Origin of the sequence: uncultured Shimia sp. (assembly GCF_947498095.1) — a bacterium.
Lineage (GTDB): Bacteria > Pseudomonadota > Alphaproteobacteria > Rhodobacterales > Rhodobacteraceae > Shimia.
Map to the genome: position 1 here is coordinate 73,686 of NZ_CANMJE010000006.1, position 18,441 is coordinate 92,126.

An 18,441-nucleotide genomic window follows, 5' to 3' on the forward strand; every position below is an offset into this window, starting at 1 on the left:
ACTGTTGAAAACTGTACCGAGCCTGAGCGGCTCATCTGGAATAGGGTGCAGACAAAATTTAACGCATTGCGAGGCATTGTCCATGAGGCCTGCGACGCAGAGGTCAGTAGACAGTTCTTCGACCCAAGCATATAGGTGGGGCATCCTGCCACCGTTGGGCACCTTGCAACCAATATCACTCTGGTATACATCGGCATACAACGGACTTGAGAGTCGGATCACCCAAGGTTTACACGGTCCTGATCTCAAGCATTTCTGACACACTATGGCAGGGATCATTATGAGCTTGTACACAGACTACCTCGCAGAGATCGAAACGCGCAAATCGCAAGAATTGCACCCCAAACCCATTGATGATGGGGCTCTTGTGGCCGAGTTGGTCTCGCAGATCAAAGACACGGGCAACGCGCACCGCGAAGACTCTTTGAACTTTTTCATCTACAACACGCTGCCGGGCACAACCAGTGCAGCGGGTGTGAAGGCAAAGTTCCTGAAAGAGATCATTCTGGGCACGGAAGTGGTCGCAGAGATCACACCGGCATTTGCCTTTGAGCTGTTGTCGCACATGAAAGGCGGCCCTTCGGTCGATGTGCTTCTGGATCTGGCCCTGGGTGATGACGCGGCGATTGCAGCGCAAGCCGCCGAGGTTCTGAAAACACAAGTCTTCCTTTACGAGGCGGATACGGATCGTCTGGCCGCTGCTCACGCCGCAGGTAACGCCGTCGCCACCGACATTCTGGAAAGCTATGCCAAGGCAGAGTTCTTCACCAAGCTTCCTGAGATCGACGAAGAAGTCCAAGTCGTGACCTACATCGCGGCTGAGGGCGACATCTCGACGGATCTCTTGTCCCCCGGCAATCAGGCACACTCGCGCTCTGACCGCGAGTTGCACGGCAAGTGCATGATGTCGGAAGCGGCGCAGAAAGAGATTGAGGCGCTGAAGCTTCAGCACCCAGACAAGCGCGTCATGCTGATTGCAGAAAAGGGCACGATGGGCGTGGGTTCGTCGCGGATGTCGGGCGTCAACAACGTGGCCCTCTGGACCGGTAAACAGGCCAGCCCCTATGTGCCGTTCGTGAACTATGCCCCGGTAGTTGCCGGGACCAACGGCATTTCGCCGATCTTTCTGACCACCGTTGGCGTGACCGGCGGTATCGGTCTGGACCTCAAGAACTGGGTCAAAAAGGTCGATGAAGATGGCAAGGGGATCCTGAACAATGACGGCAACCCGATCCTCGAGCAGAAGTACTCGGTCGAAACCGGCACGGTTCTTAAGATCGACACCAAGTCTCATAAGCTTCTGAGCGAAGATGGCAAAGAGCTGGCGGATGTGTCCTCGGCCTTTACCCCGCAAAAGATGGAATTCATGAAGGCGGGCAGCTCGTATGCCATCGTCTTTGGTAAAAAGTTGCAAACCTTTGCGGCTGAAACCTTGGGCGTTGAAGCACCACAGGTTTTTGCCCCATCGAAAGAAATCAGCCACGAAGGTCAGGGCCTGACCGCGGTTGAAAAGATCTTCAACAAGAACGCCAAGGGTTCGACGCCCGGCAAAACGCTGCATGCGGGCTCGGACGTGCGTGTTCAGGTCAATATTGTTGGCTCGCAAGACACAACCGGCCTGATGACCAGCCAGGAACTGGAAGCCATGGCCGCCACCGTGTTGTCGCCATCAGTTGACGGTGCCTATCAGTCGGGCTGTCACACGGCGTCAGTCTGGGATGCCAAGGCGCAAGCCAACACGCCACGCCTGATGAAGTTCATGAACGACTTTGGCCTTGTCACCGCGCGTGACCCCAAAGGCGAATACCATGCGATGACCGACGTGATCCACAAGGTGTTGAATGACATCACCGTAGATGACTGGGCGATTATCATCGGCGGCGACAGCCACACCCGTATGTCCAAGGGCGTGGCCTTTGGTGCAGACTCAGGCACCGTCGCGCTGGCTCTGGCCACTGGTGAAGCCTCGATGCCGATCCCAGAATCGGTCAAGGTGACCTTTAAGGGTGAAATGAAGGACTACATGGACTTCCGCGACGTGGTGCACGCCACGCAATCGCAGATGTTGCAACAGCACGGCGACAACGTCTTTCAGGGGCGCATCATCGAAGTGCATATCGGCACTTTGCTGGCGGATCAGGCCTTTACCTTCACTGACTGGACTGCCGAGATGAAGGCCAAGGCCTCGATTTGTATCTCGAACGACGAAACACTGGTTGGATCGTTGGAGCTGGCAAAATCCCGCATCCAGATCATGAAAGACAAAGGCATGGAGCATGAAAATGGCATGCTGCAAAAGCTGATCGACATCGCGGACAAACGGATTGCCGAGATCAAGTCGGGCGAAAAGCCCGCCCTGACACCGGACGACAATGCCAAGTACTATGCCGAAGTTGTTGTTGATCTGGATGCCATTGATGAGCCGATGATCGCAGACCCTGACGTCAACAACGCTGACGTGTCCAAGCGCTATACACACGACACCATCCGCCCGATCTCGTTCTACAAGGCCGAGAAAAAGGTGGACCTTGGGTTTGTTGGATCGTGCATGGTGCACAAGGGTGACATGAAAATCGTCGCTCAGATGCTGAAGAACCTCGAGAAAGCCTCGGGCAAAGTTGAGTTCAAGGCGCCGTTGGTTGTTGCTGCTCCGACCTACAACATCATCGATGAGATGAAAGAAGAGGGCGACTGGGAAATCCTGCAACGGTACTCGGGTTTTGAATTTGATGATCTGTTCCCGAAAAGCCAAGCACGCACCGAGTATGAGAACATTCTCTATCTTGAGCGCCCCGGCTGTAACTTGTGCATGGGCAACCAGGAAAAAGCTGCAAAAGGCGATACGGTTCTGGCCACTTCGACCCGCTTGTTCCAAGGCCGCGTTGTAGAAGACAGTGCCGAGAAGAAAGGCGAGAGCCTTTTGGCATCGACCCCGGTCGTGGTTCTGTCTGCAATTCTCGGTCGCACACCGACTATGGAAGAATACAAAACCGCCGTTGAAGGGATCGACCTGACCAAGTTCGCGCCACCGCTGGAAAAACCAGCTGGAGCAAAGTCAGTCCACTTCTAAAGCGAGACAACAAAACAGTCCTAAGAGGGCGTCACCGTCAATGGTGATGCCCTTTTTCGTTGATTTGTAACAATCCGCTCTCGAAACCTTTATTGGCCAGTTGAACGGCAATTCAATATCAGTTGGATGGACTGCAAAGAAAGTGATCTACATGCGCACCGCAATTCGTTTCGCAATGTTTCTCTGGATGGCAATGTCAGCTCCGCTGATGGCCGAGGACAGAGTTGTTGTTGTTGAGCTTTATACCTCGCAGGGGTGCTCGTCCTGCCCGCCAGCGGATGCATTCTTTCATGACACGCTGACAAAACGCGATGATGTCATCGCATTGGCGTTGCATGTGGATTACTGGGACTACCTTGGCTGGAAGGATAACTTTGCTTCGCCCGAGTTTACCAAAAGGCAAAAGGACTATGCGCGGGCGGCTGGACATCGCTCGGTCTATACCCCGCAAATGATTGTCAGCGGAACGGATCATGTTGTTGGCAATCATCCTTATGAGGTCAAAGATCTGATTGCTGCCCACAAACGCAATGCGCCTGTTGTTGATGTGTCGATCAAGAAACAGGGTGGGCGTTTTGTGGTTGAGGCTGAGACATCGGCAGCACCCGGCCCGATGGTGATCCAGATCGTGCGGTATCGCCCCATGGAAAAGGTCGCGATCAAGCGCGGTGAAAATGCCGGCCGCGAGTTGGCCTATTCCAATATCGTCGATAGCTGGGACGTTGTCGCTGAATGGGATGGTAAAAAGCCGATCCGCGTCCGCGCGCCAGCTCGTGGCGATTTGCCGGTTGTCGCCATTGTGCAGGGCCGCGACCACGGCCCGATCCTTGCGGCAGCGCGGCTGCGTTAATCTTCTGAAATTTCAATATCTTCCGGCGGTTTATACTTCCACCGGCGATGAATCCAAAACCACTGTTCGGGATGCGCGCGTACAAGGTTTGCCAGCCCGTCATTGACGGCCTGTGTCATTGTTGTGGGGTCTGAATGAGGGATTTCCTCCATCGCCACAATGCGAAATGAAAATCCGTCAGGCTCTCGCAATCCATAGACCGGGATCAATGCGGCGTTGAATTTGAGAGCCAGTTCCGCGGTGACCAGCGACGTGCGAGCAGGCTTCCCCAGAAAATCAAGCGGCACGCCCTGATTTGCGTGCAGGTCGGTCAGAATACCAAGAATGCCGCCGGATTTGATGTGGCGCACCATCTCGATCATGCCTTTGCGACCGCGTTCAAACAGCGGAGTGCCGATTTTTGAGATCGAGGCCACGTAATGCGCATTGAAATAGGGGTTTGCCATAGGCCGGTACAAAGCACCCATGTTGTAACCGCGATGGATCAAGTTCGCGCGTACCGCATCGTAATTGCCCATATGCCCTGTCACCAGGATCACGGGGCGCCCTTCGGCACGTGCGGCTTCCAGCCTCTCCAATCCTGGTCCTTCGATCGGTGCCTGGATTGCGCGCTGGACGAATTCTTCCCCGGAATAGATCTCAATCAGAGTGCGTCCGGCGTTGTTCGGGACAACACGAGACAAGCGGTGTACTTCGTCCTCGGGCAAATCCGGCAAGACGGTGTTCAGATTGTTGCGAACCCGTTTGCGATACCCACCAATTGGCGAAAAAACGTGGGACGTGAGCCAACCCATCATACGCACACGCGTCTTGTAGGGCAGCGCCAGCGCCAGCCCAATCGCACCCTTCAGAACGAGGTTCACGGTGTAATCCGTCACCTTTTGGGAGAATTTGTCTGGTTGTTTTGTCATTGGGTCTCAGCGAATGTTGCGCGGTGCCAGACATAGGGGCCTGCTGCGACAATCACAAGCGCTCGGCCATTTGTCCAGACGCCTTGGGGTTCGGGGAAAACCAAAAGACCGCAAGGTCTTGCAAAGATCAATCCGTTTCAGCGTCTTCGCTGTCTTCCGGCAGGATCAATTGGATCTCTCCGGCATCCGCGAGCCGTCGCGCTGCGCCGACCACTTGCGTCTGGGCGGTATCGGCATCCCGTGTACTGACCTTGCCCCGATCTTCGATGTCTTCCCGGATCTGGTCAGCCAACCGACCGGAGATGTTTTCCAGCAAAAACTCTGCGCTTGTCTGTGCAGTGTCGTCGACCGCTCCGGCCAGCGCCGTGACCAAGATGGCCTGGTCCACATCCCGCAACACCGACGGCACATCGCGTGGGGCGAGGCGGGCAGGGATATCGGCAAAGGTAAAGATTGCACGCCTCACCGCGCTGGCAAATCCCTGATCGGTTTCGTCCAGCCCGCTTAAGACATCGTCGCGTGTGGTGGAGGCGGAATAGTTCAGGATTTCGCCGACACGCGATTCCGGCTCTTTGTCAAAGGCCCGTTCGGGCATGTCATCCAATTGCGTCGCCAAGGACAAGCCAATGCGCGCAACAGCATTTGGAGTGATCGCCTCGGTCAAAGAAATCGCATAGGTGATCCTGCGTGCCTGTTCGCCGGGCATTGACCCTAACAGGTCTGCAGCGCGGGCAACGTCCAGTTTGGACATCAATACAGCCGAAACTTCAAGGCTTTCGCGCGCAACAATGTCCGCCAGTTGCTCAACGGACAGGGCGCACAAACGATCCCACGGGTCCCCGGCCATGCGTACCCCGGCCTCTTTTCGCAGACGCTGTGCGGTGAGCGGGCTGATCCGGCCTTCAAGGGCAGACAACGCGCCGGACAGCCCCCGTGGAAACGACAGACCAACGGATTCCAGTTCGGCGGCGAACTCCATCACAACGCTGGCCAAGGTCTGGCGATCGACATAACTCATGTCGCCCATCATCTGGGTCAACTGCGCCTGCAGATCATCCGGCAGGTCAGACAGGCTCAACTCGGCCCCTTCATTCAAGAGAAATCGAACGATGATCGCTGCCTTTTGACGGCGCGACAATCCGGTCGGCTGGGGCGCCATTGGCGCCACGCCGGTGTTTTCAATCATTGCCGGTCTCCTTCACTCCGGGCGCAGCTAAGCACCGAAGAGTGAAAAAAACCTTAGTAATTGTAGGTCGTGCCGGTCTTGATCGCCGAGGCGAGTGATGCTTCAGGCCAGTCGCCGCCACCACCGCGTGTGCGAATTTCCTGGAGTTGCACCCAAGCCAGATAAGTTTCGCCCGCTTCGACATGGGCCTGACCCATATATGAACGCACCAATAGGTTATCCGGGTTTTCGGCAATTGCGCGTTGATAGAACTGTATGCCCAAATCGACGTTGCCCATTTTGCGATGGGTGAACCCCCAATAGGTCAGCACCCTGTCGTCGCTTTGATCCGTCATGGTCGCGAGGATCGCCTGAGCGCTGTCAAACTGTCCCGCATAGGCATATTCACGTACCGCATCATAGCGCAGATCATCGTCCAGACTTGCGTTTTCGGGCTTCACGCAGCGGTTTTTCTTTTCGCTCCAGATCTTACCATTCTTGCATTCTTTGGTGGTCGGCGTTGGAGCAGGAACCATCGACTCGTTGCCGCCAGCAGCCAAAACTGACTGTGGCCCAAGGCCAATTGCGGCTATTAAAATAAGGGGCTTCAACTGCATTTGGGGGACTCCCGTCACTCTATATGGTCAGTTGCCATTGCCATAAATACACATCTGATCTCGTTGGTCCCAATATGCCCCAGGAGGACAGGACTTGCGTTCTGCTGTCGCCGCCAAAGGAGCGAGGACAAGGGACAAGATCATCAAGGCAAAGGCTGGTTTGAAAAACATGGTCATTTTCTCTCCTGCCACGAGTATAGTCACAAAAGCGGGTCCTGATAGAGATCAGAACCCGACAATTCATCACCTTTGCGTCACCAAATCGGACCATGTGTTACGAAAATGCACATGTTCAGACAGTTGATGAGTCATTTCCAGTTTGCTGCAACGCATAGGTTTGCCGATTTATCGAGATAGAAACCAGGATCGCATTCAGGACCATTCTTGTCGCCAAATCCGGTCTTGGTGTTTGCTCCACCGGCAGATGCCACCGCAGGCAATAGGACAATAACCACTACGGATAGAAGCGTTTTCATTGTCGGCCTCATTTTTAGCGGCGTGGATCGGCCATGCACATTTTGTCGGTCGCGTCCCAAGTGTACCCATCATTACAGTATTTGCGGTTTTCCTCGGAGTGGATCACCAATGAGTGTGATGGTTTGGCATTTGCAATGGCAGGGACGGACAGGCCAAAGATCAGCGGCAAAAGGGCAATTCTTAGAAACATGATAGGCTCCATTATGGGTAAGTCTGAAAGAGTTACGCTCAGACTTGCCCTCTGGATCACTTCACCCTGTCACTAAGGTATCACGAAACTGTCAAAACGACACATGCGCCCGTGCCAGAATATAGGTGTGAATCGAGAAGATCACCGCGTCTGTTTCCGGCAATCGCAGGATCGATTGTTTTTCGCTGCGCAAGTAGGGTGCGGTTTTCGGATCAGCATAAGGGCGGCGCTGGTTGGCGGATCTTGGTTGGTGAAGGACGGTGTCGGCATACCAGAGCGCGTTTGATCGCCACAAAGGGCGCTCGGGTCGCACGCCGTCGAACAATCGCTGAACCCGCTTGGCCACATCATCAGTATAGCTGTCGACCGGGACGTGAATGCCAACCAGCGGGCGGCCGAATTTCTCGGACAACAGCCAACTGGCGGGAAAACAAAGGACGGCGCCGGTCATCACGTGCTCATCGCCCTGTTTTTGCAATATGCAAATGTCTTCTTGCACAAGCCGGCCCAGCGTCGCCAAAGGGTCGTTCCTATCAAGGATGACCTCAGCCTTATCTGGACGCGTTACCACGTCGTTGGTGCATGTAAAGTCGCCCTCGGGCCGCGACAACAGCAAGCCCAAAACCTTGTCCAAAAGCTCCTGCGCTGCAGGTAGTGCTTCGGGGAGCATTGCCACAACATCCTTGCGCTGTTCGGCCAACAATCGTGCTCGGAGTGCCATTTGACCGGCATAGGCTTCGTCAATGATCAACCAGTCCTGCTCCGCCAACGGCGAAATGCCGGGCAAGGGCTTTGGCGCAAGCGGATCAAAGGGGATCGCGGTCTGCAAAACGTCTGTCATGTGATGAGATTTACAATAGCGGTGCGTGGTGAGTAACCAAAAAAGACAGGTTTGAGGTCGGTTTCAGGCAGGAAATACCCCCGTATTGCCCCCCACAATTCCCGTAAGACAAGAGGAGAAGGCCATGCGAGATCACTACCGCGATATCCGAAAGATCGATCCAACCCGCGGAGAGCGGACCGGGGATAACACGCCGAACGATCAGGATCGGGTTGAGATTGGCCCGACACAGCTGGCTTTTGCAGAATGGGCAAAGGCTGGACTGCAACTGCCTGACCTGCAGGCGTTGCGGCGCTATCGCTGGGAACGCCTGACGCAGCACATTGTGGATCGGGGGTATGGTGGGTTGTTGATGTTTGATCCGCTCAACATTCGCTATACCACGGATTCAACCAACATGCAGCTGTGGAACACCCACAATCCGTTCCGCGCGCTTCTGCTCTGCGCCGATGGTTACATGGTGATCTGGGACTATAAGCAATCGCCGTTTCTCAGCACATTCAACCCGCTTGTGAAAGAACAGCGGGCAGGGGCGGACCTGTTCTACTTTGACCGCGGCGACAAGGTTGATGTGGCAGCAGATGTGTTTTCCAACGAAGTGCGCAAGCTGATGGAAGAACACAGCCCAGGCAACAAACGGCTGGCAGTCGACAAGATCATGATCCACGGCCTGCGGGCTCTGGAGGCTCAGGGTTTTGAGATCATGGAAGGTGAAGAGGTCACCGAGAAATCCCGCTCAGTCAAAGGCGTGGACGAGATTCTGGCCATGCGCTGCGCCAATCATGCTTGTGAAACCGCCGTGGCCGAGATGGAACGTGCAGCACGTGAAGGTGTGCCCAATGGCAACATGAGTGAGGACGACATCTGGGCCGTGTTGCATGCGGAAAATATCCGGCGCGGTGGCGAGTGGATCGAAACGCGCCTGCTGGCCTCGGGGCCGCGTACCAATCCGTGGTTCCAAGAATGCGGACCCCGGATCGTGCAGAACAACGAGATTGTCAGTTTTGATACCGATCTGGTCGGCTCTTATGGCATATGCGTTGATATTTCCCGAAGCTGGTGGATTGGCGACCAAAAACCACCCGCAGACATGGTCTATGCCATGCAGCACGCGCATGACCACATCATGGCCAACATGGAGTTGTTAAAGCCCGGTGTGAATATGCAGGATATCAGCCTAAATTGTCACAAGCTGGATGACAATTTTCAGGCGCAGAAATATGGCTGCATGATGCACGGAGTTGGTTTGTGTGATGAATGGCCCTTGATTGCCTATCCCGACGCGATGGTCGAAGGCGCCTTTGACTATGAACTCGAACCTGGCATGGTTTTGTGCGTTGAAGCGCTTGTCAGCCCTGAGAAAGGCGCGTTCTCCATCAAGCTGGAAGATCAGGTGCTGATCACGGAAGACGGCTTTGAAAACCTGTCGACCTATCCCTTTGATCCACGGCTGATGGGCGAAGTCTGATCAGATCAGTCAAAACGAAACACCCCGCAACAGGTGCGGGGTGATTGTAATGTTTGGTTTAGCGCGCGCGCGGTGATGGTCGATGCATCGGCGGCTGTGGTCTTGGGGCCGGCGCAATCGGGTGCACTGGACGTCCTGGAGGCGGATTGGGACGCGCCGGCGGATTGGGACGATAATAATCGTTCCACATCATCGAGTCATAATAGACGCCCACCCCGACACTGCCGGTGGTATAGACATCATCACACGCACTGAGGGACATGGCACCAAGGCTGAGCGCGGTCAGGGCGATTGCGGATTTGCTACGGATCATGACTGGCCCCCTTACTGTGCGACACGGAACGAAGAATAGATGGAATTGATGCCACCCAAGAGGTCGGGATCAAAGCCGTCCTGCAGAACTGTCACAGAAAACGCGACTCGTGGGCCGGGTAGGTCGATCAACAGGGCTGTAAACTGAACGCCTTTGCCGTTGCGTCGACCTTTGCCGGTGATGCTGTGAGCGGTGCGACCACCAATTCTGCGGACTTCGCGTTTGGTGACCTCGGCCTCACCCAAAAGCTGGGGTCCAATATCACGTACATAGTCGGCGCCTTCCTCGAGATTGCGCACACCGTCAGGAACAATGAAGCCGACCCAAATGTTGTCAGCCGCTTCAGGTTGCATGCCCAGAACGCGCGAAACATTTCGCGTGTCTTCGTCGTCTGACGGCGAGAGCGTCCGCGGTCCACCAACGCGCACCGACCAGAAATCAGGCACCTTGACCTGAAACAATGCTTTGCCATGTTCGGTGTACGTCACCGGAGTTTGGGCGCCAGCCAGCGATGCAGACATCAAAATGACCGCTGCCGTGATCGCCCCCAGCAAGTTTTGGGATTTTTGTAACAAGTCCATCAATAATGCTCCTTGAGGAATACGGTCATTCTAGAACAATGGCCGGGTGTGTCCAGCGCCAGCAACCCCGATACCTAGTTGCGCACCGTCCCGAAAGTGGCATGACCGCTTTCACCGATGAAACGGACTTTCTGCCCGTCGCGCTCGACGTCGTAACACGCCCACCCGTCGGCTGGCGGCCATTGACTGCAATACTGTTCACCCCGAACTTCCCAATACCCCCAGCTGTCCTCGCCCGCGTTGTAGAGCGTTCGTCCGGAGGGCAGGAACTCTTGCCAGGCGTTCTCGTAGTCCACGGTTTGACCTGTCAGAACGGCTTGAATGCCTGCGTTATCGAGTGTCTGCCAGTTCTGCCCCAGAACGGGGGTCGCACAAAGCATAAAAATCAGGGCAATCCGTCTCACTTTGGCTCTCCTGTCTTGCCGCCACCTGTGCATCAGTCTAAACCGCGCGCGAACCCATCCTATACACAAGGCCGTGACATGATCCCTCGCTATGCCCGCAAAGAGATGACCGACATCTGGGAACCCGCCACCAAGTTCCGTATCTGGTATGAAATCGAGGCGCACGCCTGCGATGCCATGGCCAAGCTGGGCGTGATCCCGCAGGAAAACGCGGATGCGGTCTGGAGGGCCAAGGATGTCGAATTCGATGTGGCACGCATTGATGAGATTGAGGCTGTCACCAAACATGATGTCATCGCGTTCCTGACGCACTTGGCCGAACACGTGGGCAGCGAAGAGGCCCGGTTTGTGCATCAAGGCATGACTTCGTCGGATGTGCTGGACACCTGCCTGAACGTACAGCTTGTACGCGCTGCAGACATCCTGCTGGCCGACATGGACCGCGTGCTGGCTGCGCTGAAGACTCGCGCGCTTGAGCACAAAGATACGGTGCGCGTTGGACGCAGCCACGGCATCCACGCAGAACCCACGACGATGGGTCTGACATTCGCTCGTTTCTACGCTGAGATGGACCGCAACAAGGCGCGTCTGCAACAAGCGCGTGAAGAGGTCGCCACCGGCGCCATTTCCGGCGCTGTGGGCACGTTTGCCAATATCGACCCTGCCGTTGAAGAGCATGTCTGCGCTGAGCTGGGTCTGAGCCCCGAGCCGATTTCCACGCAGGTCATCCCGCGCGACCGCCATGCGATGTTCTTTGCCGTGCTGGGTGTGATTGCCTCGTCGATTGAAAACATTGCGATTGAAATTCGCCACATGCAGCGCACCGAAGTGCTGGAAGGGGCTGAGTTCTTCTCGATGGGCCAAAAGGGTTCATCCGCAATGCCGCACAAGAAAAACCCGGTTCTGACCGAGAACCTGACCGGTCTGGCGCGTCTGGTGCGCATGACCGTGATCCCGGCAATGGAAAACGTCGCCCTGTGGCACGAGCGTGATATCTCGCACTCGTCCGTAGAGCGCGGCATCGGTCCGGACGCTACCGTGACGTTGGATTTTGCCCTGAACCGTCTGGCCGGTGTGGTCGAGAAGATGCTGATCTTCCCCGACAACATGCTGGACAACATGAACAAATTCCCAGGTTTGGTGATGTCACAACGCGTGTTGCTGGCCCTGACCCAAGCCGGTGTCAGTCGTGAAGACGCCTATTCGATGGTGCAGCGCAATGCGCTGAAAGTCTGGGAAGAACGCCTTGATTTCCGCGAGTTGCTGCTGGCCGACGCCGAAGTGGTCGCGGCTTTGGGTGTGGATGGCATCAATGAGAAATTCGACATGGGCTATCACACCAAACATGTCGACACGATTTTCCGCCGCGTTTTTGGCGAAAGCTAAATCATAGAACATTCTGACGGCAAACCAGTGCGCTCGGTTTGCCGTCAAACAGCACGCTATCCCGCACAGAATTTCACCCAGGCACCTCGGACAAGCTCTTGGTTTTCCTGGAACTGAATTTGGTTTTCGCGGGAGATTTCGGCATTTTCGCGGGCTGCGCGGGCATCTGATCTGCGACCATCCAGATTACAGTCGTCGACTGCGTCGGTGTAATCATTGACCGCGCCGTAAAACTCATCGACGGCCTTGCGATACAGGTTCTCCGAGTCACTTAAGAGTTCACAGGCGCTCACTCGGTCAGATTCGAGAATGTCTGCCGCCCGGTTGAATTTGTCGCGAGCCGAGTTGGCATACGAGATGCCGCGATCAAATAGATCGTCACCATAGTCAAACGCTGTGTCGCAAGCCAGCAATGCTCCGGCGGAAATACACAGGGTTGCCACAGTGGCCAGGACATAGCGGATCATGTTCTCTCCGACGCAAAAAATCTGTAGATTATTGAATGCATTAATCGTGACACTTTAACCGCGAAGCAGATTAAGTCACCCCGCAAAATGGTGATTTGCTATTCGTGTCTTTCCACAGATTGTCCTGGCGGGTGCGCCGATGCAATCAGGTCGCCGCTGCGTCAGGGCAGATTCTTGGCCTGTGCGAAGGACAGCAAGCGTTTGCTCTTTTCGTCCCACAAATGCAGCTTTGCACTGACGAGGCTTTCCCGGATCGTCATGCGATTGCTTTGGGCAAGGTCCTGATGATCCCGCAGCACTTCGGGCAGGCGATAGAAGGGGATGCGGCTGTAAAGGTGGTGAACGTGGTGAATGCCGATGTTGGCACTCAGCCATTGCAGGACCGAGGGCAGCACATAGTGCGAGCTTCCGTGCATGGCGGAATGGTGCAGGTCCCACTCTTCGTTGGTGTCCCAGTTGGTGCTTTCAAACTGATGCTGGACATAGAAGAGCCACATGCCGGCCGTTGCTGCGAGCAAGGTCGAAGGCACAAAGATCAGAAGGATAGGCATCAGCCCGCCAAAATACAGGATCACCGCCAAAGCGAACAGGATGGCTGCATTGGTTCCCATTGCGCTGACCCAATAACGGGCCTTGTCCGTCAATCCCAGTGGCAGACGGTTTTGCAAAAAGAACAGGTATCCCGGCCCAAGGCCGAACAAAACAACGGGATGACGGTAGAGGCGGTACATCAGGCGTTGATACCGGCTCAGGGCGCGGTATTCCTCGACCGTGAGTGTGTGAATGTCACCCATGCCACGATGCTCTAGGTTACCGGCTGCGCTGTGATGATAAGAATGCGTGCGTTTCCACACGTCATAAGGCGTGAGTGTCAAAACCCCAAGCCCGCGTCCGAGCCAGTCGCCAGCGGTGCGGCTCTTAAAAAACGCGCTGTGGCCGCAATCATGTTGGATCGCAAAGAGACGTAGCAGAAAAGCCGCATTGCAGAGCGACAGCGCCAAAGACAGCCAGACACTGATTGAGAGTGCGTACCACGCCATCGCCCAGAGCGCGATGAAAGGCCCTAAAGTCACGGCCAATTCAAACGAGCTGCGCGCTGTGCTGGGTTCGCGATAAGACGCAAGGACTTTGACCCAATCCCGGGGATGCGACGGTTTCGGGGGGTGCCCGAGGTCTTTGTGAGAGTGGTACATGTTGCCCTGCTTTTTCGGCTGCTCTATGCGCTTGATAAAGGATTGGCGCTGGTAAGCAACGCCTAAGCGCAGAACTGCGTCATAGAGAGCAAAAGGGCGCCCCGAAAGGCGCCCTTTGTTTTCGTTACCGCAGCAGATCTTAGCAGCTGTAGTACATGCCGAACTCGACGGGGTGAGGGGTGTGCTCATAGAGCTCAATCTCTTCCATCTTCAGTTCGATGTAGCCTTCGATCTGGTCTTTTGTGAACACGTCGCCAGCCAAGAGGAAGTCGTGATCGGCTTCCAGAGCTTCCATGGCTTCGCGCAGCGAACCACAGACGGTTGGGATATCGGCCAGCTCTTCAGCGGGCAGATCGTACAGGTTCTTGTCCATGGCTTCGCCGGGATCGATCTTGTTCGAGATACCGTCGAGGCCAGCCATCAGAAGTGCTGCAAAGCACAGGTAGGGGTTTGCGGCCGGATCAGGGAAACGGGCCTCAACGCGCTTGGCTTTTGGGCTTTCGGTCCATGGGATACGAACACAACCCGAGCGGTTACGAGCCGAGTAGGCGCGCAGAACGGGGGCTTCAAAACCTGGGATCAGACGCTTGTAGCTGTTGGTCGACGGGTTGGTGAAGGCGTTCAGAGTCTTGGCGTGCTTCAGGATGCCGCCGATGAAGTACAGCGCTTCCTGAGACAGGTCGGCGTATTTGTCGCCTGCAAACAGGGGCTTGCCGTCTTTCCAGATCGACATGTTCACGTGCATGCCGGTGCCGTTGTCGCCATAGATCGGCTTGGGCATAAAGGTCGCCGACTTGCCGTATGACTGCGCCACGTTGTGGATCACGTACTTGTATTTCTGCAGCTCGTCGGCCTGTTTGGTCAGGCTGTCAAAGATCAGACCCAGTTCGTGCTGACAGGACGCCACTTCGTGGTGGTGTTTGTCAGTTTTCATGCCCAGACGCTTCATGGTCGAGAGCATTTCCGAACGGATGTCCTGTGCGTCGTCGGTGGGGTTCACAGGGAAGTAACCACCCTTGACGCCCGGACGATGGCCCATGTTGCCCATCTCATACTCAGTGTCGGTGTTCCACGAGGCGTCGATCGCGTCGACTTCGTAAGAAACCTTGTTGATCGTGTTCGAAAAACGAACGTCATCAAACAGGAAGAACTCGGCTTCGGGGCCCATGTAAGCCACGTCACCAATGCCAGACGCTTTCAGATAAGCTTCGGCTTTCTCGGCTGTGCCGCGTGGGTCACGCTCATAGGCTTCGCCGGTGTCGGGCTCGACGATCGAGCAATGGATGCAGATTGTTTTCTCTGCGTAAAACGGATCAACATAGGCCGACGTGGTGTCGGGGATCAGTTTCATGTCTGAGTTTTCGATCGATTTCCAGCCAGCGATCGACGAGCCGTCGAACATAAAGCCTTCTTCGAGAAAATCTTCGTCGACAAGGTCAACGTCCACTGTGACGTGCTGCAGCTTGCCGCGCGTGTCGGTGAAACGGATGTCAACATAAGCCGCGTCTTCGTCGCGGATCATCTGGAGAACTGCGTCTGCGCTCATTCTCTGGTTCCTTCTGTTACAAGAATAGTTGGATTACAGCGCGTCCGAGCCGGATTCACCGGTCCGAATGCGAATGGCTTGTTCGACGGGGCTGACAAAGATTTTGCCGTCGCCGATTTTGTCTGTTTTCGCGGCGTCTACGATGGCCTCAATCGCACCATCCACCTGATCATCGTCCAGAACGACTTCGATCTTCACTTTGGGCAGGAAGTCCACGACATATTCCGCACCGCGATAAAGCTCGGTATGGCCTTTTTGGCGCCCGAAACCTTTGACTTCGATCACGCTCAGACCCTGGATACCGGAATCCTGCAGCGCTTCTTTTACTTCATCCAGCTTGAATGGCTTGATGATGGCCTCGATCTTTTTCATGACGGGAATCTCCCTCCTCAGGTTCTTGGTTTTGCACAGACCACTTTCACCTGAGGGCGACAATTGGCTAAGGTGACGCGGGGTGCTCAATGCATGGGTTTTTGAGGTGGATGCCTAAAAATTAGGCAAATTGCATGAATTTCGCGCTGAATTGAATCGCATATGCCCTCATGCGGGCAAAACCAATGTGAACTGCGTTGTCTCACAGCGTGCCCGCGCCGTTAATAATTATGGCTATTCACGGCCATATTGACCCGTCTTTGTCAAACTATTGCCGCATCTCATTGCGATGTCATGAACTCACGAAATTAACCAGTTGCGGAGTGAATTTTTTAAAAATGTCTTTTAAGTTTCCCATTAAACGTGTTGCCTTTTGGGGTGGTCTTGCCCTGGCTGTCTGGGTTGGGCAACAGACCGGAATTATTGGCAGTGGTGCCAACACTCAAGTCAGTGGCACAAATGCCCAAAACAATGTCATGCAAGTGCATGAAGCAGATGAGGCGATGCTCAAGGCGCAAGCCGACGCAAAGCAAGGCTTACCAACGTTTCTGAAAGCCGCCGAAACCCCTCCTGCTGATTGGGAGAATGTCTCGATCAAAGTGGCGATGCAGGGTGAAAACCAGATCGAAAACATCTGGGTTATGGGGTTTCAAAACATCGAAGGTACCCAATACTCGGGCGTGTTGGGCAATGATCCCATTGACATGCCGGGCCTCAAGGCCGGCGACAGGGTGACGTTTGACTATGACCAGATCAACGACTGGGCCTATATCGAGAACGGCACCGGTTATGGGTTTTATTCGGTCCGGGCGATGCTGCCGATGATGGATCAGGATCAGGCCGCAGGAGTAATGGCCTTTTTGTCCAAGGATCCCATGCCGACAAGCTGGTAAGCTTTCGCGCAGAGGCGTAAAATGGCCATGTCCCGTTCTGGGGCATGGTTTTTTGTTGAGGGTCTCATGACTGAATTGCTGACCGCCGCCCAAATGCGCGCCATCGAAACTGCGGAGATCGAATCCGGTGAGGTGACCGGGCTGGAATTGATGGAGCGGGCCGGGCGCGGCGTCGTCGAGGCGATCTTTGAGGAATGGCCAGAACTGGCCAAAACCTCTCACCGCGCAGTGGTTCTGTGCGGTCCCGGCAACAACGGCGGCGACGGGTTCGTCGTGGCGCGATTGCTGAAAGAGTGGGGCTGGGAGGTAGAGGTGTTTCTCTATGGCGACGCCGAGAAACTGCCACCGGATGCCCAGGCGAACTATGAGCGGTGGTGTGAAATGGGCGACGTTGGTGCGCTTCCTGACGCGCCTAAGTTCGCTCACGAAGCGGACTTGTATGTTGATGCGATCTTCGGCACCGGCCTTGTTCGCCCATTGGATGGCACCTTGTTGGAATGGGCGAAAGATAGAGCTTCCGATCCCTATGCCGCGGCAAAAACCGTTGCCGTCGACATCGCTTCGGGCCTTTGCAGTGACAGCGGGCACGAATTGTCGGATGGCACAGAAACGGTTCTTGCAGGGCTGACGGTATCATTCCATCGGGAGAAGCTGGGGCATTACCTGAACTGGGGGCCCTCCAAGGGCGGTAAGGTGGTAATCGTCGATATCGGCCTCAAGGGTGGCGTCTCGCCCGACGAGGAGGATGCAAAGCGCCCACCCCGTGGGGGGCAGGACGGGCTTTGCCCGACGGTATCACCGGGCGAGATAGTCCGGATCTTTGACGGCCCGACAGGATTGTTGGGAAAGGCCGGAACGCACAAGTTTATCCACGGCCACGCGCTGATCGTCTCAGGCGGTGCGGGCAAGTCCGGCGCTGCTCGCCTAGCGGCGCGGGGCGCGCTCAGGATCGGGACAGGGCTGGTCACGTTGGGTGTCCCTCATGAGGCGCAGGCCGAGGTGGCGGCGCAGATCACGGCGCTGATGATGTGCGAGTTTGGCGATGCCGGGGCTTTGGCAAAGACGTTGGAAGATGACCGGCTGAATGCGTTGTGTCTGGGGCCGGGTTTGGGGCTGGAACGGGCAAGGGCTTTGGTCCCGGTCGCTTTGGCAACCGGTCGTGCGACAGTACTGGACGCGGATGCGCTCAGTGCGTTTGCCGATGATCCCGAGGCGCTTTTCGATATGTTGCACAAAGCTTGCGTCCTGACCCCGCATGAGGGCGAGTTCAAACGCCTGTTCCCGGATATTCACGCCAAGCTGGTCGAGGTGCCCGCAAAAGGGCCGGCCTATTCCAAAGTCGACGCCACGCGCGAAGCGGCCCAGAGGGCAGGGTGCGTTGTGTTGTTCAAGGGGCCGGATACGGTGATTTCCGACCCAAAGGGGCAATGCAGCATCAACTCGGCACACTATGACCGTGCGGCGCCCTGGCTGGCAACGGCGGGATCAGGGGACGTGTTGGCGGGGTTCATCACAGGGTTGTTGGCGCGGGGATTTCAGCCGCTGCAGGCCACCACCACCGCGGCCTGGCTGCACGTGGAATGTGCCTTGGAGTTTGGCCCCGGTCTGATTGCGGAGGACTTGCCTGAACAACTTCCAGCGGTGTTTCGAAAACTGGAAGTCTAGACGCATTTTCCGCTCGCTTCCCGGACAGAGCT

General features: G+C 55.8%; 19 protein-coding genes. 6 read left to right on the forward strand and 13 right to left on the reverse strand.

The features are described 5' to 3' along the window. Positions 1 to 280: 280 nt before the first annotated feature. Positions 281 to 3,070: a bifunctional aconitate hydratase 2/2-methylisocitrate dehydratase gene (locus Q0932_RS11775; RefSeq protein WP_299352895.1), complete on the forward strand. Its 2,790-nt coding sequence runs from the start codon at positions 281 to 283 to the stop codon at positions 3,068 to 3,070. A gap of 151 nt (positions 3,071 to 3,221) precedes the next feature. After that, the gene (locus Q0932_RS11780) at positions 3,222 to 3,920 is read left to right on the forward strand and encodes a DUF1223 domain-containing protein (RefSeq protein ID WP_299352898.1); all 699 of its coding nucleotides are present in this window, start codon (positions 3,222 to 3,224) and stop codon (positions 3,918 to 3,920) included. On the opposite strand, the gene Q0932_RS11785 is transcribed toward Q0932_RS11780, so the two are convergent. From Q0932_RS11785 to Q0932_RS11810, 6 genes are all read right to left on the reverse strand, one after another. Further along, the gene (locus tag Q0932_RS11785; RefSeq protein WP_299352901.1) at positions 3,917 to 4,831 is read right to left on the reverse strand and encodes a lysophospholipid acyltransferase family protein; all 915 of its coding nucleotides are present in this window, start codon (positions 4,829 to 4,831) and stop codon (positions 3,917 to 3,919) included. The two genes, Q0932_RS11780 and Q0932_RS11785, sit on opposite strands and share 4 nt — an antisense overlap. A gap of 127 nt (positions 4,832 to 4,958) precedes the next feature. Next, complete coding sequence (locus tag Q0932_RS11790) at positions 4,959 to 6,017, reverse strand: FliG C-terminal domain-containing protein (RefSeq protein WP_299352904.1); 1,059 nt, start codon at positions 6,015 to 6,017, stop codon at positions 4,959 to 4,961. A 53-nt stretch (positions 6,018 to 6,070) separates the two neighbouring features. Continuing rightward, positions 6,071 to 6,613 (reverse strand): tetratricopeptide repeat protein, encoded by a 543-nt coding sequence (locus Q0932_RS11795; RefSeq protein WP_299352907.1) that lies wholly within the window; start codon positions 6,611 to 6,613, stop codon positions 6,071 to 6,073. Positions 6,614 to 6,921: 308 nt separating this feature from the next. Beyond that, entirely contained in the window at positions 6,922 to 7,089 is a 168-nt protein-coding gene (locus tag Q0932_RS11800; protein ID WP_299352910.1) for a hypothetical protein, read from the reverse strand. Positions 7,090 to 7,103: 14 nt separating this feature from the next. Further along, entirely contained in the window at positions 7,104 to 7,280 is a 177-nt protein-coding gene (locus tag Q0932_RS11805) for a hypothetical protein (protein ID WP_299352913.1), read from the reverse strand. A 91-nt stretch (positions 7,281 to 7,371) separates the two neighbouring features. After that, a complete protein-coding gene (locus Q0932_RS11810; RefSeq protein ID WP_299352916.1) occupies positions 7,372 to 8,121 on the reverse strand; it encodes a DUF3445 domain-containing protein in 750 nt (249 codons plus the stop codon). A 124-nt stretch (positions 8,122 to 8,245) separates the two neighbouring features. Here Q0932_RS11810 and dddP point away from each other — a divergent pair, with 124 nt between their 5' ends. After that, on the forward strand, positions 8,246 to 9,589 hold the full coding sequence (gene dddP / locus Q0932_RS11815; RefSeq protein ID WP_299352919.1) for a dimethylsulfonioproprionate lyase DddP: 1,344 nt from the start codon (positions 8,246 to 8,248) through the stop codon (positions 9,587 to 9,589). A gap of 58 nt (positions 9,590 to 9,647) precedes the next feature. Here dddP and Q0932_RS11820 read toward each other — a convergent pair whose 3' ends face one another. The 3 genes from Q0932_RS11820 to Q0932_RS11830 form a co-directional block, all read right to left on the reverse strand. Beyond that, positions 9,648 to 9,902, reverse strand: coding sequence for a hypothetical protein (locus Q0932_RS11820; RefSeq protein WP_299352922.1), 255 nt, complete (start codon positions 9,900 to 9,902; stop codon positions 9,648 to 9,650). Positions 9,903 to 9,913: 11 nt separating this feature from the next. Continuing rightward, a complete protein-coding gene (locus tag Q0932_RS11825; protein ID WP_299352925.1) occupies positions 9,914 to 10,483 on the reverse strand; it encodes a hypothetical protein in 570 nt (189 codons plus the stop codon). Between the two features lie 74 nt (positions 10,484 to 10,557). Then, positions 10,558 to 10,887: a hypothetical protein gene (locus Q0932_RS11830; protein ID WP_299352928.1), complete on the reverse strand. Its 330-nt coding sequence runs from the start codon at positions 10,885 to 10,887 to the stop codon at positions 10,558 to 10,560. A gap of 78 nt (positions 10,888 to 10,965) precedes the next feature. Between Q0932_RS11830 and purB the strand changes: the two genes are divergently transcribed. Then, entirely contained in the window at positions 10,966 to 12,273 is a 1,308-nt protein-coding gene (purB, locus tag Q0932_RS11835; RefSeq protein ID WP_299352931.1) for an adenylosuccinate lyase, read from the forward strand. A gap of 56 nt (positions 12,274 to 12,329) precedes the next feature. On the opposite strand, the gene Q0932_RS11840 is transcribed toward purB, so the two are convergent. From Q0932_RS11840 to Q0932_RS11855, 4 genes are all read right to left on the reverse strand, one after another. Then, the gene (locus Q0932_RS11840) at positions 12,330 to 12,740 is read right to left on the reverse strand and encodes a hypothetical protein (RefSeq protein ID WP_299352934.1); all 411 of its coding nucleotides are present in this window, start codon (positions 12,738 to 12,740) and stop codon (positions 12,330 to 12,332) included. Between the two features lie 161 nt (positions 12,741 to 12,901). After that, positions 12,902 to 13,933: a fatty acid desaturase gene (locus tag Q0932_RS11845; protein WP_299353437.1), complete on the reverse strand. Its 1,032-nt coding sequence runs from the start codon at positions 13,931 to 13,933 to the stop codon at positions 12,902 to 12,904. A 139-nt stretch (positions 13,934 to 14,072) separates the two neighbouring features. Beyond that, positions 14,073 to 15,479 carry a type I glutamate--ammonia ligase gene (gene glnA / locus Q0932_RS11850; RefSeq protein ID WP_299352937.1) on the reverse strand — a complete coding sequence of 469 codons (1,407 nt, stop codon included), beginning with the start codon at positions 15,477 to 15,479 and terminating at the stop codon, positions 14,073 to 14,075. A gap of 33 nt (positions 15,480 to 15,512) precedes the next feature. Continuing rightward, positions 15,513 to 15,851, reverse strand: a complete 339-nt coding sequence (locus Q0932_RS11855; protein ID WP_299352940.1) for a P-II family nitrogen regulator — start codon at positions 15,849 to 15,851, stop codon at positions 15,513 to 15,515. A gap of 338 nt (positions 15,852 to 16,189) precedes the next feature. Here Q0932_RS11855 and Q0932_RS11860 point away from each other — a divergent pair, with 338 nt between their 5' ends. Both Q0932_RS11860 and Q0932_RS11865 read left to right on the forward strand, forming a co-directional pair. After that, positions 16,190 to 16,744: a DUF2314 domain-containing protein gene (locus Q0932_RS11860; RefSeq protein WP_299352943.1), complete on the forward strand. Its 555-nt coding sequence runs from the start codon at positions 16,190 to 16,192 to the stop codon at positions 16,742 to 16,744. A gap of 66 nt (positions 16,745 to 16,810) precedes the next feature. After that, complete coding sequence (locus tag Q0932_RS11865; RefSeq protein WP_299352946.1) at positions 16,811 to 18,409, forward strand: NAD(P)H-hydrate dehydratase; 1,599 nt, start codon at positions 16,811 to 16,813, stop codon at positions 18,407 to 18,409. Positions 18,410 to 18,441 lie beyond the last annotated feature (32 nt).

Bases quoted from the DNA above. Each gene is read 5' to 3' on its own strand.
- Q0932_RS11775 (WP_299352895.1), top strand. From the start codon at position 281: ATGAGCTTGTACACAGACTACCTCGCAGAGATCGAAACGCGCAAATCG.
- Q0932_RS11780 (WP_299352898.1), top strand. From the start codon at position 3,222: ATGCGCACCGCAATTCGTTTCGCAATGTTTCTCTGGATGGCAATGTCA.
- Q0932_RS11785 (WP_299352901.1), bottom strand. From the start codon at position 4,831: ATGACAAAACAACCAGACAAATTCTCCCAAAAGGTGACGGATTACACC.
- Q0932_RS11790 (WP_299352904.1), bottom strand. From the start codon at position 6,017: ATGATTGAAAACACCGGCGTGGCGCCAATGGCGCCCCAGCCGACCGGA.
- Q0932_RS11795 (WP_299352907.1), bottom strand. From the start codon at position 6,613: ATGCAGTTGAAGCCCCTTATTTTAATAGCCGCAATTGGCCTTGGGCCA.
- Q0932_RS11800 (WP_299352910.1), bottom strand. From the start codon at position 7,089: ATGAAAACGCTTCTATCCGTAGTGGTTATTGTCCTATTGCCTGCGGTG.
- Q0932_RS11805 (WP_299352913.1), bottom strand. From the start codon at position 7,280: ATGTTTCTAAGAATTGCCCTTTTGCCGCTGATCTTTGGCCTGTCCGTC.
- Q0932_RS11810 (WP_299352916.1), bottom strand. From the start codon at position 8,121: ATGACAGACGTTTTGCAGACCGCGATCCCCTTTGATCCGCTTGCGCCA.
- dddP (WP_299352919.1), top strand. From the start codon at position 8,246: ATGCGAGATCACTACCGCGATATCCGAAAGATCGATCCAACCCGCGGA.
- Q0932_RS11820 (WP_299352922.1), bottom strand. From the start codon at position 9,902: ATGATCCGTAGCAAATCCGCAATCGCCCTGACCGCGCTCAGCCTTGGT.
- Q0932_RS11825 (WP_299352925.1), bottom strand. From the start codon at position 10,483: ATGGACTTGTTACAAAAATCCCAAAACTTGCTGGGGGCGATCACGGCA.
- purB (WP_299352931.1), top strand. From the start codon at position 10,966: ATGATCCCTCGCTATGCCCGCAAAGAGATGACCGACATCTGGGAACCC.
- Q0932_RS11840 (WP_299352934.1), bottom strand. From the start codon at position 12,740: ATGATCCGCTATGTCCTGGCCACTGTGGCAACCCTGTGTATTTCCGCC.
- Q0932_RS11845 (WP_299353437.1), bottom strand. From the start codon at position 13,933: ATGTACCACTCTCACAAAGACCTCGGGCACCCCCCGAAACCGTCGCAT.
- glnA (WP_299352937.1), bottom strand. From the start codon at position 15,479: ATGAGCGCAGACGCAGTTCTCCAGATGATCCGCGACGAAGACGCGGCT.
- Q0932_RS11855 (WP_299352940.1), bottom strand. From the start codon at position 15,851: ATGAAAAAGATCGAGGCCATCATCAAGCCATTCAAGCTGGATGAAGTA.
- Q0932_RS11860 (WP_299352943.1), top strand. From the start codon at position 16,190: ATGTCTTTTAAGTTTCCCATTAAACGTGTTGCCTTTTGGGGTGGTCTT.
- Q0932_RS11865 (WP_299352946.1), top strand. From the start codon at position 16,811: ATGACTGAATTGCTGACCGCCGCCCAAATGCGCGCCATCGAAACTGCG.